The 13542-nt window shown below is 54.2% G+C and carries 11 protein-coding genes and 2 pseudogenes; 8 read left to right on the forward strand and 5 right to left on the reverse strand.

Features of this window, described 5'->3' with window-relative positions; all coding sequences use genetic code 11:
• Positions 1-60: 60 nt before the first annotated feature.
• Both FN037_RS10500 and FN037_RS10505 read right to left on the reverse strand, forming a co-directional pair.
• Positions 61-885: pseudogene (locus FN037_RS10500) on the reverse strand (HipA domain-containing protein); the annotation flags it as partial.
• A 4-nt stretch (positions 886-889) separates the two neighbouring features.
• Positions 890-1183 (reverse strand): helix-turn-helix transcriptional regulator, encoded by a 294-nt coding sequence (locus FN037_RS10505; protein WP_138363081.1) that lies wholly within the window; start codon positions 1181-1183, stop codon positions 890-892.
• 591 nt (positions 1184-1774) lie between these two features.
• On the opposite strand from FN037_RS10505, the pseudogene FN037_RS24770 reads away from it, so the two are divergent.
• Positions 1775-1864, forward strand: a pseudogene (locus tag FN037_RS24770) (hypothetical protein); the annotation flags it as partial.
• A gap of 215 nt (positions 1865-2079) precedes the next feature.
• Here the strand turns inward: FN037_RS24770 and FN037_RS10515 are convergent.
• The 3 genes from FN037_RS10515 to FN037_RS10520 form a co-directional block, all read right to left on the reverse strand.
• Positions 2080-2511 (reverse strand): DUF6515 family protein, encoded by a 432-nt coding sequence (locus tag FN037_RS10515; RefSeq protein WP_308565059.1) that lies wholly within the window; start codon positions 2509-2511, stop codon positions 2080-2082.
• Positions 2512-2796: 285 nt separating this feature from the next.
• The gene (locus FN037_RS24385) at positions 2797-2961 is read right to left on the reverse strand and encodes a hypothetical protein (RefSeq protein ID WP_185929248.1); all 165 of its coding nucleotides are present in this window, start codon (positions 2959-2961) and stop codon (positions 2797-2799) included.
• A 223-nt stretch (positions 2962-3184) separates the two neighbouring features.
• Positions 3185-4108 carry a LysR family transcriptional regulator gene (locus FN037_RS10520; protein ID WP_142502161.1) on the reverse strand — a complete coding sequence of 308 codons (924 nt, stop codon included), beginning with the start codon at positions 4106-4108 and terminating at the stop codon, positions 3185-3187.
• Positions 4109-4273: 165 nt separating this feature from the next.
• Between FN037_RS10520 and FN037_RS10525 the strand changes: the two genes are divergently transcribed.
• The 7 genes from FN037_RS10525 (at position 4274) to FN037_RS10555 (ending at position 13533) form a co-directional block, all read left to right on the forward strand.
• Positions 4274-5698, forward strand: coding sequence for a M20 family metallopeptidase (locus FN037_RS10525; RefSeq protein WP_142502162.1), 1425 nt, complete (start codon positions 4274-4276; stop codon positions 5696-5698).
• A complete protein-coding gene (locus FN037_RS10530; protein WP_142502163.1) occupies positions 5695-6969 on the forward strand; it encodes an MFS transporter in 1275 nt (424 codons plus the stop codon). Before FN037_RS10525 ends, FN037_RS10530 begins: the two co-directional genes overlap by 4 nt.
• Positions 6970-7270: 301 nt before the next feature.
• Entirely contained in the window at positions 7271-7966 is a 696-nt protein-coding gene (locus tag FN037_RS10535) for an oligogalacturonate-specific porin KdgM family protein (protein WP_142502164.1), read from the forward strand.
• 18 nt (positions 7967-7984) lie between these two features.
• Positions 7985-9289 carry a histidine-type phosphatase gene (locus FN037_RS10540; RefSeq protein ID WP_142502165.1) on the forward strand — a complete coding sequence of 435 codons (1305 nt, stop codon included), beginning with the start codon at positions 7985-7987 and terminating at the stop codon, positions 9287-9289.
• Between the two features lie 211 nt (positions 9290-9500).
• Entirely contained in the window at positions 9501-11321 is a 1821-nt protein-coding gene (locus FN037_RS10545; protein ID WP_142502166.1) for an iron ABC transporter permease, read from the forward strand.
• A 1-nt stretch (position 11322) separates the two neighbouring features.
• A complete protein-coding gene (locus FN037_RS10550) occupies positions 11323-12402 on the forward strand; it encodes an ABC transporter ATP-binding protein (protein WP_142502167.1) in 1080 nt (359 codons plus the stop codon).
• A 27-nt stretch (positions 12403-12429) separates the two neighbouring features.
• Positions 12430-13533 (forward strand): ABC transporter substrate-binding protein, encoded by a 1104-nt coding sequence (locus FN037_RS10555; protein ID WP_142502168.1) that lies wholly within the window; start codon positions 12430-12432, stop codon positions 13531-13533.
• Positions 13534-13542 lie beyond the last annotated feature (9 nt).

Here is a 13542-nt window from a genome sequence, read left to right on the forward strand (position 1 = left end):
TAATCAGTATGCCGGAAGATCTCTAAAAGTGTATGGTCCGGTTTAGCGGGATTCTTACACGCCGTCAGCCTGATATTTTCGTAATGACGAAACGCCCAGGGTCTGACACATATCCTCCTGGGGTAAACGAATGATCCACTGCCCGTCTCCTGACCATCTCCGGTCAAAACGTTCTACCACCAGCGCTTTCTGATCTTCAAAGTGAGCAATCTGCGTTCTTGCTACGGGGAGCCCGTACTGTTCGAGAAGTACCGAGCAGAGCCATTCATTTTCAACCGACGAGCTCATGTCGGCTTTCATGTTCCCGACAAGCCCGAGCGGTAGCTTGAATATATGCGTCGTCGGTGTATTACCCTCCGGCATACACCACCGATCTTCATGCCACAGTAAAGCTGTTTTCTCCTGAGCACCGGCAATAGATAAACGTAAGTCGTCGTTATCTTCCGGCCTGCCCGGTAGCAATGTCTCCGTGGTATTACGCAAAGTTGTCGCGACTTCTGATTCAGTAAGAGGATGATATTTCACGGAATATAAATCCGTGGGTTCCTCGCCGTCATGAAGCAGCTGTATCGCGCCCACACAGTCTTTCCCCAGCTCCGTCAGCAGATCAAAAGGCTCAAGGCTATCGGCCTTGTAACGCATTGCCAGACGTCTGCGTATGCCTTCGCTGTCCGGGAGTAAATTATCAAAATAGTCACGTACCACATCTCCGCGCCAGACCTGGTTCCCGGGAGTAAAAGGAAGGGACAATGACAGAGGCCTTCCCAGTTCGTCAGCACTCCATTCTGGAAGGTAGTGTAAGCTGTCCACCCCTTTACTTTTTTCCCAGTACCCAACCCTGATGCCGTTCATCCAGATTGCCAGACGCTGCTGTTTCCGGCTCATATCGTTACCAATTCTCCTGTCGTGCAGGTGAGCTTAATTTAAGTATTTCTTCCGTCTGCTTCTTTTCTGAAGAGGTGGTTGCCGAGGAGAAGCTGATTTTTACACCCAGGACGGAAAACACCTTAAACAGCCGTTCAATGCTCGCACTGGCAGGGTTGGCTTCCAGACGTGCGTATGTCTGTTGAGTGACACCTAACCTTTCGGACAGGTCTTTTTGCGTAAGACCATTCGCCTTGCGAAAACCAATGAGCAAGGGACGCAGCTGGTTGAGCGTGTTTAACGGGTAATCATTATTGATCATAAACTGGCCTCAGTAGTTTCCTCTGATACAACTTGCAGGCTGTTTTCTAAACATACACCCTAAAGGCTGTTATATCAATTTTACAGCCTAAAAGCTGTTAAATAAGGAATACAGCCTTTAGGGTGTTACTAAGCGGCAGCATTGATCCAATCTGCCATTTGCCTCCACAAGGAGGCAGGCAAAGTATTAAAAGCATTGGGCAGGCTTTTAGAAGCTGGTGGGCTATGGTACCCCGGAGGAGCTCCGGTGAATGTTACTTGACCTGATGGTACTGAATACTCTCTACAAGCCTGATCCTTTGCGTAACGTAAACTGAGCATAATCAGAAATACAGCTGATGCGTTGGCGTTCAAGCCAGCCTCACGGTTATGTCCTCAAGAGCTTTCACAAAAACAGAAGGTGACTTGCACAAATAACCTTCACACAATAAGTGCAGAAACATTCATTTCTGCACCAACGTAACGCACCCTCATGTCTACAAGGCGTCAAACCTGGCACCCACAGGTGATATACCTCTCACCCCGTAAACCTTATTTATCACGCTGTGACGTCTGTCTGCTCTTGAAGTGGCTTAAACAAAGCCAGAGAATGACGGTTTCGTCAGTCAGACGGCATTATCCTGCCCTGCCTCTGAAACAGTTGCCTGAGTTGCTCGAACGCATTGAAGACTATCATCAACTATCCGTGACATTCTGTTTCTTCAATAAATCCTCGCGCTTAATAGCGTGTCCACTAATAGCGAGTAAGATCGGACTCAGCCTCCCGTTGCCGAAATTTCCCATGTATGCCGCATCCATAAAATCAAGATTCTGAGCTCAACGTATGACCGTAAAGCAACCCGATTCTCTTACCGCGCCAGTCTGATAAAGACTGGCGCATCATACATCGTGGAGTTATAAACCTGGCGGGCGAGGCACTTCAGTATAATGACCATTAATATCTCGTTCATAATAATGGCCGTCCTCAACGTAATAACGCTTTCCGTTATAATCCAGCGGATGAAGGCTGCTGCTGACAGTGTCTGGCGCATCAACAACGATATAATGATCCGCCTGACGTTGATAATAAATACCATTGACAATGTAATAGGTTATTCCGCCGAGTAATAATGTTGTGGCAAGCCCCGGCAATATATTCACGCGGTATCCAGGGTGAGGATATGGCCCACCATGGGGAAATGGTCCCGGCCCTCTGTGGAAAAGAACCGGTCCATGCCAGCCGGGGTGATGCCCGAAGGGGCCAGGACCGACCGGAGGCATGGCAAAACTGCTAAATGGTATGGAGAATACCAGCAGTGATGCCAGTGTTTTAGTGGCGATGTTCACGTGGGGCTCCTTTCCGCAATCTGCATACGCAGGGTTTATTAAAATGAGAATGACAGATAGCTAATCCCAGGTCACTGACCTGGGCCAGTGCCGTGGCAAACCTGCAAGCAACTTGAAATATGACGGGTATATTCATTTAATTGGCTCTACCACTGAGATTCAAGACAATTTACACGGCCCGACATTATTCCATGTTTTATCCATAATATTCATGAATTATCATATTTCGCTGCCTGCCGACAATTTTTATATTTATTTCGATGTGTAAACAAATATTTAACCAGATTAAAAAAGCACGAATAGAAGCACCAGCACGGTGTCGGTGAGTATGCCACCGATGATGCCGGTTTCAATAACGATGCGACTATTGGCACCAGCGGGAATACGCCGACAATAAAGGCCAGCGCTGTCATCTGGCAACCGGAAAGTTTTAATGCCGATGCACTCCATGAACGGCACACACCATTAACCAACCTGACTGGACAAACACAACTGGCCTTATCCCGGCTCCGCCGCCTTGATGAGTAGCAGGAGCTGCTGGAAAACAGCGCGCGATATGCTTACCCGACGACATGCGTGATAGTGGCATTATCCTGGCGGGATGTCATAGCGTGCGTGGCGATCACTAACGACGCGGATCTGATAGCACCGGAGCAAAATGATAAACGCGATGTCAGAATAGTTGCGCCATCCATTGTTTATGTTCGTTGTCCAGCAACTGCGCTGCCATCTCCAGAAAGGTATTGACCACCGTCGGTCGGTGTTTGCTACCCGGAACCTGGATTTGCAGAGTGCGCTGGCTGAGCGCGGTGTTATTGATGGCCTTAAGCGTCATGCCATCCTGTTTCGCCCGCCACAGTACGCTGAAATGGCTGCAAACAATAGCAGCCCCCTGCGTATGGCGGGTAAAACCGTATAACGCCGAGAAGTTATTGCTGCTAAAGGCCGGTTCAAGGAAGGTGCCCGCCATGCGACAAGAGAGATCGAATAGCTGACGCAGTGTGGTGCCCGCCTCGGGCAATGCCAGCGGATAGTGGTGCAAATCTTCCATCGCCACGCCCGGTTGCTTCACCAGCGGATGTGCATTATCCAGCAGCAACAGAACCGGAGCGGGCCAGGCGGCAATAATTTCCACGTCCCGTTCAGGCGCGAGGCTAAACTGAAATGCCACATCACAATCGTTGCGGCGAATCCACTCGGCGACTTGCATGGCGGTGCCAACCTGCAGATCAAAGCTGACGCCAGGATACTGCAGGCGAAACTGCGCCAGCAGGCCTGGCAATAAGTCAAACGCCATACCATCCGTGCAGGCGAGACGCACCAACGCTTTGCGCACTGCTTTTAGCCCCTGAATCTCGGCCATTGCAAACTCCATGTCGCGCATACTTTTGCGGACATGATTCGCCAGAATCTGCCCGGCGTCAGTGAGGATCATTCCCCGCGAATGGCGCTCGAAAAGCGTCACGCCAAGCCGCATCTCCAGTTTCTGGATCTGCCGGCTAATTGCCGAGCCAGCGACATACAATTGCGCGCTGGCCGTGCTTAACGATCCGGTAGTGGCTACGGCAAAAAAGTAGCGCAACTCATGACTCATCATAGGGGATTCCTCTCTCTCGCCCTGGAATTGTGCAGTGTACCCTTATCAAAAAGGCAACGCCAAATTGCAATTATTATTATTGTGGCAAGGCTCTGTTCTGGTTTAGAACGAAAAGACAATAACAGCGATCTGCCCCATCGGGAGCAGACAGACAGGGCAAACAACATGACAACACAACAAATCATTGCGCAGGCGCTGGCGTGGTTCGACAGCGGCCATTTTAAAACCACGCTTGCCGACAGGGTGGCCATTCCCAGCGAAAGCCAGCGCAGCGACCGGGATGAACAACTGCGCCGTTATTATGATGAAGCGTTTATTCCGGCTTTTCATGAAATGGGCTTTACCACTGAGGTTATCGCGAACCCTGTTAACGCCGCTCGCCCCTTTTTACTCGCCAGCCGAGTGGAAGATGACAGCTTGCCAACCGTCATGTCTTACGGGCACGGCGATGTGGTATTTGGCGACGATGCCCGCTGGGCGGAAGGGTTGTCGCCGTGGACGCTGACCGAGCGCGACGGTAACTGGTACGGGCGCGGTGCGGCGGACAACAAAGGCCAGCACACCGTGAACCTGGCGGCGCTGGAGCAGGTGTTCCATGCACGCAGCGGGCGCCTGGGCTTTAACTGCGTCTGGCTGTGCGAAATGGGCGAAGAGATCAGCTCGCCGGGGCTGGCAGCCGTATGCGAACAGTTGAAAACACGCATCAAGGCCGATCTGTTGATCGCCTCCGACGGCCCGCGTCTGAATGCACAGCGCCCGACGCTGTTCCTCGGTTCTCGTGGCTGCGTTAACTTCCGTCTGACCATCAATGCCCGCGCCAAAGATTACCACTCTGGTAACTGGGGGGGACTGCTGAGTAATCCCGGCACGCAACTGGCCAACGCCATTGCCAGCCTGGTGGATGGCAAAGGGGAGATTCAGCTTGCGGCCCTGAAGCCCCCAGCCCTGACGCCCACATTAAAAACCATTCTGGCGGACATCGCGCCAGCGCGCGGTAAGCACGATCCGGCAACCGACCCGAACTGGGGGGAGCCGGGTCTGACGGCGGCGGAAAAACTGTTCGGCTGGAACACGCTGGAGGTACTCTCTTTTCTTACCGGCAACCCGGCGCAGCCGATGAATGCGATTCCTGGTCAGGCGACCGCAGTCTGCCAGCTACGTTTTGTGGTCGGAACTGACTGGGCGCATCTGGAGCGGGCGGTTCGCGACCATCTGGACGCCCACGGTTTTTCCATGGTCACCATTAGCGATATACGCGGGACTCCCGCAACGCGTTTCGACCCGACCGACCCGCTGGTCAGCTGGGCGCTGACGGCGATGGAGGAAACCACCGGTATCAAACCGGCACTGTTGCCTAACCTTGGCGGTTCGTTGCCAAACGATGTGTTTGCCGGGATTTTAGGGTTACCGACGTTGTGGGTGCCCCACTCATATCCCGCCTGCGGACAACATGCGCCGGATGAACATTTACCGATCGCCATTGCCCGTGAGGGCCTTGCCATCATGACTCGTCTGTTCTGGGATTTGGGCGAGCAAGGCGCAACACTGCTTGCCAGTCACCTTGCGCATCAAAACGGAGGTGCACAATGACAGCGCTCGTTCGAGAATCAGACCAGGCCGGCCCGCGCCCGAATCTGGTGAAAACGCTCTTCGCCACCTGTATTGGCAATGCGCTGGAGTGGTTTGATATTGCAGTCTACGGTTTCTTTGCCAGCTATATCGCACAGGTCTTTTTCCCGACCACCAACCCAACGGTGTCATTGCTACTGGCATTCGGCAGTTTTGGTATCGCCTTCCTGATCCGCCCGCTGGGCGCGGTGATACTGGGGTCGTATGCTGATAAACATGGCCGTAAAGCGTCTCTGTTACTCTCTATCAACCTGATGATGCTGGGCGGCGCGATGATCACCTTTATGCCGGGCTATGCCACATTAGGGGTCGCGGCGCCGCTGCTTATTCTGCTTGCCCGCCTGATTCAGGGCTTCTCCGCTGGCGGGGAATTCGGCAGCTCGACGGCATTCCTTGTGGAGCACTTCCCGGAGCGTAAAACCTTTATCGCCAGTTGGCAGTTCGCGACACAGGGGGCGAGTACCCTGATGGCCTCGGCCTTCGGCCTGGGTCTGGCGCACTGGTTGACGCCGGAACAGTTGCTTGACTGGGGATGGCGCGTGCCGTTCGCCTTTGGCCTGTTGATTGGCCCGGTAGGTTTGTGGATCCGCCGCCATGTGCATGAACCCACGGCTTATGCCAGAACAGCGAAAACCCGCCATCCGGTGAAACTGCTGTTTGGTTCGCAAAAACGGCTGCTGGCGCTGGCGATCGGTCTGATGGTCGTCTCAACAGCAATTAACTACATGCTCAACTATGTGCCAACCTGGGCGACCAAAACGCTGGGGCTACCAGCCTCATCGGCGTACAGCGCCACCTTGCTGGCCGGGGTGATCCTCACGGTGGTAACCCCTGTTAGTGGTCTGCTGGCGGAGCGCGTTGGACGCGAACGTTTACTGTGGACGGCGCTGGGGATGCTGGCCTTTACGCTGCTCCCGGCCTTCTGGCTGACCAGCCTGAACGTCACGCCGCTGTCGCTTTGCCTGCTGGTGGGCTGGATGGCCCTGCTGAAATCTATCTACTTCTCCACCATTCCGTCAGTAATGGCGGATATCTTTCCGGTCGCCACGCGCGCCAGTGGGATGTCCATCAGTTACAACATTGCGGTCACGGTATTCGGTGGGTTCGCCCCGTTTATCTGTACGCTACTCATCAGCGCCACAGGCAGCCATTTTGCCCCTGGTCTCTATCTGGTGTTGACGGTTTTCTTAAGTGTTACGGCTTTGTCGCAAACACAACGGCTGTTTCGCTAGTTTTACCCGCCATTCTCCTTCGGGAGAATGGCCTGACTTTTTGCGCCAGAAACACATTTTTCCTGCGCCATTCGCATCCGTAATAATCTTTTGCGGGTCAGATTCCGAACCCTGGTGTGCAAGATATTTCACCATCCGCAAAAGGTGCATAAATATCATCATCTGATTTTCTCTATTTCACTCGCCACTCGTCATTCAGACAAAATAGCACATTCATAAAATTGAATTATTTCTTAAATTTAAATGAAATATTTCATCCGTAAATTCCAGTTCCTCCTGATTAACCAAGATAAGAATCACCATGATTAAGAAAATTGTATTTCCAATGATGGCAGGAACTGGCTTTATTTTACTCTCACACTCCGCGTTGGCGCTGGAATTAAATTACGCGCACAAATACGAGGATATCTCCAGACAACACACTGATGAACTGGAAATCTCTCACGATTTCGAATCAGGCGTTGGCCTCGGGGTAAAACTGAAATTTCATCCGCAAGAAAAAGCCAATGGCGATGCCGGTGACGTCTTCGAACGGCGGAAGATTAATGAAAAAGAATTTAAGCTTAATTATACCCGGGACCTTACCGATAAGCTCAGTATTGAGCCGGGCATGGTCTTCGCCCTTAAAAGCAATGAGCAAAAATATAAGCCATCGATTAAATTTAAGTATCGCCTGTTTGATAAAACGCAACTCTCACTGCGTTATCGCAAAGAGATAAGTGACCGGGATGCAAAACCGACTAAGCGCGTTGATAAAGTTGAAGGAAAAATATCTCAAAAAATAAACAATTTTAAATTCAGTTACACCCTCATCTGGTATCACGGTAATGAGAATTTATATAATAATAAACGCCAGGATGTTGAGCATAAGGTTGAAGTGGCATATCAGCTCACGCAACATTTTTCGCCCTATATCGGCGTAAAAAATGAGGCCGTCTCGAAAAGCGATTCCGCACGACAGACGGAATTCATCACCGGCATAACCTACGAATTTTAATCGCCCTCGGGAGTCGAAATGAAGAAATTACTGACGTTAAATCTGCTGCTGGTCTGCCTGAGCGCCAGCCTGATACCCGCGTCCCATGCGGCTCCGGCCGAAGCCTCACGCTATGAGCTGGAAAAAGTGGTGATGCTCTCCCGCCACGGCGTTCGCCCGCAAACGGATACCGCTGCGCTGGAAGCCGCTACCGGGAAAAAATGGCCGAAATGGAGCGTGCCGGATGGTTTTTTAACCGGTCATGGCTATGCGGGGATGCTGACACAAGGAGCGTATCAGCTGGCCACGTGGCGTGCTCAGGGACTGCCTGTCGGGAAGCCCACATCCTGCCCGAAGCCCGGGAGCGTATGGCTATGGGCGGCCCCCGATCAGCGGACCAGAGCAACCGGAGAGGCGTTACTGGATGGCATGTTCCCCGGCTGCGGTCTGGCCATTCACGTCACGAAGAATCAGCACGACCCGCTCTTTGATACGATTGAAATGGGGATCGCCAGACCGAATGAAGATGCCGTGTATCAGCAGGTGAAAGAAAGAATCGGTTCTTCCGCCCTGGCGCAAAAAAAATACGCCGCGGCCGTCGCGGATTTACGCCACGCAGTGTGCGCCGACGATCGCAAAAGCTGTGCGTTTCTGGATAACGAATGGAACGTTAAAATAAATGAAAAAGGTAAAGTTAAATTAAGCGGCCCGGTATCTAAAGGCGCTTCGATTGGCGAAACCATTCGTCTGCAGTATAGCGAAAACTTGCCGTTATCCGAGGTCGCATTCGGCCAGGTGAAAAATGCCCAGGATGTGAACCGTTTAATGGCGCTGCATGCGGCAAAATATGACCTGATCAGCGATACGCCGGAATATGCCCGCCACGGCGGCTCGCTATTAATGCGTCAATTAATCGCGGCACTATCTTCCGGTACAAAAGCATCTGACAATGCATCGCAAAATACCCATCTGCAAAGCCCGCTGGTTATTTTTGTTGGCCATGATAGTAATATTGCACAGATCCAGACGATGCTCGGCTTTAACTGGCAACTGCCGGTCTATCCCCGTAATGATATTCCGCCCGGCGGCAGTCTGATTATGGCGCGCTACCTGGATAAAAAAACCGGAGAGAGATTCGTTCGCCTCACTTTCAGCGCCAGAACATTAGACCAATGGCGTCAACTTTCGCCGCTGAATGAACACAACCCGCTGCCGGTGGCTGAATTTACCTATCCCGGATGCCGTGAAACCACGCTGGGCGAGCTGTGCCCGCTGAATACGTTTGTCCGGCTGGCGGAAAAAAATCTGGTCGATGATGGCAAAGATTTAACAGTATTTCAGTGACGGGATATTTTGCAGCAACGTTAAATAGCGCCCTCTCTTGCCGAACGCCGCCTGTGGCTGCTCGCTGACGCCAGAACTGATTCCCCCCCCATCGCGATATGGGGGGATAAAATAAATCCGTCAAAATTTGCACGTACGTGCAAAGAATTCGTAAAACTGTCACATTGCGCCGATATATTCCCGTCTGTCTTTCACCGCCAGGGGGAACCCCGTGTCTTACCAATCCGAAATCCGTCTCCACACCCTGTGGCCTAAATTGCGCCACCGGCTGTCGATCATCAGCCAGGAACCCGCAAATCTGCTGGGCGCGCTACTGCTGCTGTTGTTCAGTTGGATCATCCTCGCGCCGGTTGTTTCCGTGCTGTTAAACGCGATCCTGGTACAAAGCGGCGACGAGAGCCGAACCGGGACAGCAGAAGGCGCGTTTACCGCCTGGTACCTGCTGCGCACGCTGACTTCCCGGATGTCAGACCTGCTGCTGTGGACGCCGCTGCTCAATACCCTGAGCGTGGCCCTGAGCACCGTGACGATCGCGCTTATCGTCGGCGTCTCGCTGGCATGGCTGATCAACCGTACTGATATCGTCGGCAGAAAGGGGTTTGCCACCCTGCTGATCGTCCCGTTTATGCTGCCTTCCTGGACCTTTGCGCTGGCGTGGAACACGATTTTCAAAAATAACGCGATCGGCGGCCAGCCGGGATGGCTTGAGGCGATGGGGATCCAGACCCCGGACTGGGTGGCCTATGGTTACTTCCCGATTGTCGTCATCATGGTACTGCACTACACGCCGTTGGTGATCCTGATCGTTGGCAACGCGCTGCAACGTATGGACAGCCAGATGGAAGAGTGCGCGCGGGTGCTCGGCGCCTCGCGCATGGTTATCGCCTTTAAAGTTATTATCCCGCTGGTGCGCCCAGCGCTATTCTCCGCCGCGCTGTTAATCTTCGCCGACTGCATCGGCGAATTCGCCCTCCCCTATATTCTTGGCCTGCCGGTACATTTTGATACCCTCTCCACCGGACTGTACCGGGCAATCGGCACGCGTCAGTCCGGCGTCGCGGCGGTGATCGCCACGGTGATTATGCTGATGGGGATGCTGACCCTGATGCTGGATATGAAGATGCTACGCGAGGCAAAACGTTTTGTGACCGTGGGCGGTAAAGGCGTGATGGAACGTCGCCGCAGCCTGGGACGCTGGCGCGCAGCCGCCGCCGCGCTGCCGCTGTTATTCGTCTTGTTGGGGATGGTGATTCCTCTGCTGACGCTGTTTCTGTCGACGATAATGATGCTGCCTGGCCGCTTCACCGCCGATAACTTCACTCTTGCTTACTGGATTGGGCACAACCTCGACACCGTCGCCCTGCGCAACGGCATTCTTCTGACGCCGGAATTCTGGCATACGGTCTGCAATACCTTGCTGATTGTCGGTTCGGCATCCGTGGCCTGCGGCGTGCTGGGCCTGCTGGTCGGCTATGTGGTGACGCGCTGCCACTTTCGCTGGGTAGCCGCCTGCCTGCGCCAGCTCACCTTCCTGCCTTATCTGGTGCCGGGTATCGCCTTTGCCGCCGCGTTTCTCTCGCTGTTTGCCGTAGCCCGGGGGCCGGTTCCGGCGCTCTACGGCACGCCGTTGATTCTGATCCTGGCGCTGATTGCGGAAAAAATGCCGTATGCCAGCCGCGCGGGTATTGCCGCAATGACTCAGTTAGGTAAAGAAGCCGAAGAAGCGGCGCGGATCGCCGGAGCAGGCTGGATCGCCCGCATTCGCCGTATCGTCATCCCTATTCAGGCGGCCCCTCTGGCAGCCGGCATACTGCTGCCGTTTATCTCCGGCATCAAAGGCGTCAGCCTGTTCGTCATCCTTGCCACTCCGGCAACGGACGTGCTGACCACCTGGTCCCTGCGCCTGATTGATTACAACTACCAGCAGGCGGCCAATGCCGTGGTGCTGATGATTGCGCTGATTTCATGGGCCGGCACGGTGATGATCCAGAAGATCACGGGTACCGGTCTGGCTGATAGTCTGGAGAAATAACATGCCCGCGATTCATTTAAACAATCTGACGAAAACCTATCCGGGCAGCGATGCTCCGGCGGTTAACGCCATCAATCTGACGGTGAAAGACGGCGAATTTATGTGCCTGCTGGGGCCATCCGGCTGCGGCAAGACCACCATTCTGCGGATGATTGCCGGAATTGAGCACACCAGCGGCGGGGAGATCGCCATCGGCGATAAGATCGTCGATTCGGTGGATCGCGGTATTTACGTACCGCCGGAAAAACGCGGAATTGGCCTGGTCTTTCAAAGCTATGCTCTCTGGCCGCATATGACCGTGGAGCAAAACGTTGATTTTGGCCTCCGCCTGCAAAAAATCCCCGCGAAAGAGCGTATTGCCCGCCGCCAGGATGTCATGGAAAAACTGCGAATTGCCGATTACGCCAGGCGCTATCCGGCTCAGCTCTCCGGCGGCCAACAGCAGCGCGTTGCCCTCGCCCGGATGCTGGCGGTCAATCCCGGCGTACTGCTGCTGGACGAACCGCTCTCCAATCTCGACGCCACGCTGCGCCTGGAGATGCGCGCCGAGCTGCGCCGCCTGCATGAAACCTTTGGCACCACCATCGTATTTGTCAGCCACGACCAGTGGGAAGCCATGACCCTGGCCACCACGATTGCGGTGATGAGCGCCGGACAAATGCAGCAGGTGGGAACGCCGGATGAGATCTACACTACCCCGGCAAACCGCTTTGTTGCCGAGTTTATCGGCACGCCGCGCCTGAATATGATCCCGCTTCACCAGCCAGACAGCGGGCTGGCGCAGCACCTGCAACGGCGCTTCGCGCTGTCCGGGCAGGCCCGACACTGCGGCATCCGCCCGGAAGAAATCGTCCTCAGCGACGCTTCAGACAACCACAGTATCCCGATGATTATCGATAACATTATGCCCACCGGCGGCAGTTGGGTGATTGAGCTGGTTGCCGGCGAGGACCGGCTGTTTCACTCCACGCAGATTCGACCTCGCTGGCAGGCTCGCCAGCAGGTGCATTGCCTGCTACCGACCGCGTCCCTGCACTTCTTTAATCACAACGGGCTACGTCACGACGTTGGCACGAATTAACCGGATACTGACTCCTGAGGAACCATTATGAAGCGTAATTTTACCGCCGTGTTGATCGCCAGCGCTCTACTGAGCGCGCCCTGTGTCCGGGCTGAAACCTTTAACCTTCAGGCACTGATCGCCGCCGCGAAGAAAGAGCCGCCGCTTACCGTGTATGCTTCCACCGGTAAAATCGTGCAACAGGCGAAAGCCTTCAGCGCGAAATATGGGCTACAGGCCAGCGGCGTAAAAGCCGATGCGCCGCAGATTATCGAGATTATGAGCCGGGAAGCCCAGGCGAAGAATGTGCGGGCCGATGTCGCCATTGTTGAGGATGCGCCTGCGGGGATGATTCAGCTACTGAATAAAGGCTATGTGCAGAGCTGGGTGCCGGACGATCTGAAAGGCCGCATCGCCGCCCGCTATCAGAAGCCGCTGACCGTGGTACTGGCCCCGAACGTGTTCGCCTATAATACCGCGCATCACGCCACCTGCCCGATTAACAATATCTGGCAGCTAACCGAATCCCAGTGGCACGGTCGGGTGGCCATGCAGGACCCCACCGGCAAACCGGCCTATACCGACTGGTTCAGCCAGATGGAAACCCACTACGACCAGCAGGTTCGCGACGCGTATCAGCAGGCATTCGGCAAACCGCTGAAAACCGATGAGAAATCGGCCACCGCGGCATGGGTGAAAGCGCTGGCGGGCAATGGCGTACTGCTGACCCATTCGGATAATGATGCCGCCTCCGCCATCGGCGCGCCGGATAGCAAAACCGACTTTGTCGGCCTGGTTTCCACCGCCAAATTCCGCGACAACAAGCTGGGAATGAAGCTTGGACTGTGCAGCGGATTAAAGCCGTTTATCGGCTGGAATTACCCGAGCCTCGGCGTAATCGCCACCGGCAGTAAAAGCCCCAATAGCGCGAAGTTATTTATTCACTATCTGTTGACCGCCGAAGGCATCGCGCCGCAGGGCATAGACGGCAAAATGTCCACCAACCAGACGGTCTCACTCCCGGCCGATGAGGAGTCCGGCATTGAACAATATCGCGGCGAATTAATGGAATACCACACTTCTACGGTACAAAAGGACTGGCAAAGCCGCCAGGACTGGCAGGACTTCTGGAGCCTGAACGATAAAAAATAACGTTCCGGT

The sequence above is a fragment of the Klebsiella sp. 2680 genome, assembly GCF_900198535.1.
GTDB lineage: Bacteria > Pseudomonadota > Gammaproteobacteria > Enterobacterales > Enterobacteriaceae > Klebsiella > Klebsiella indica.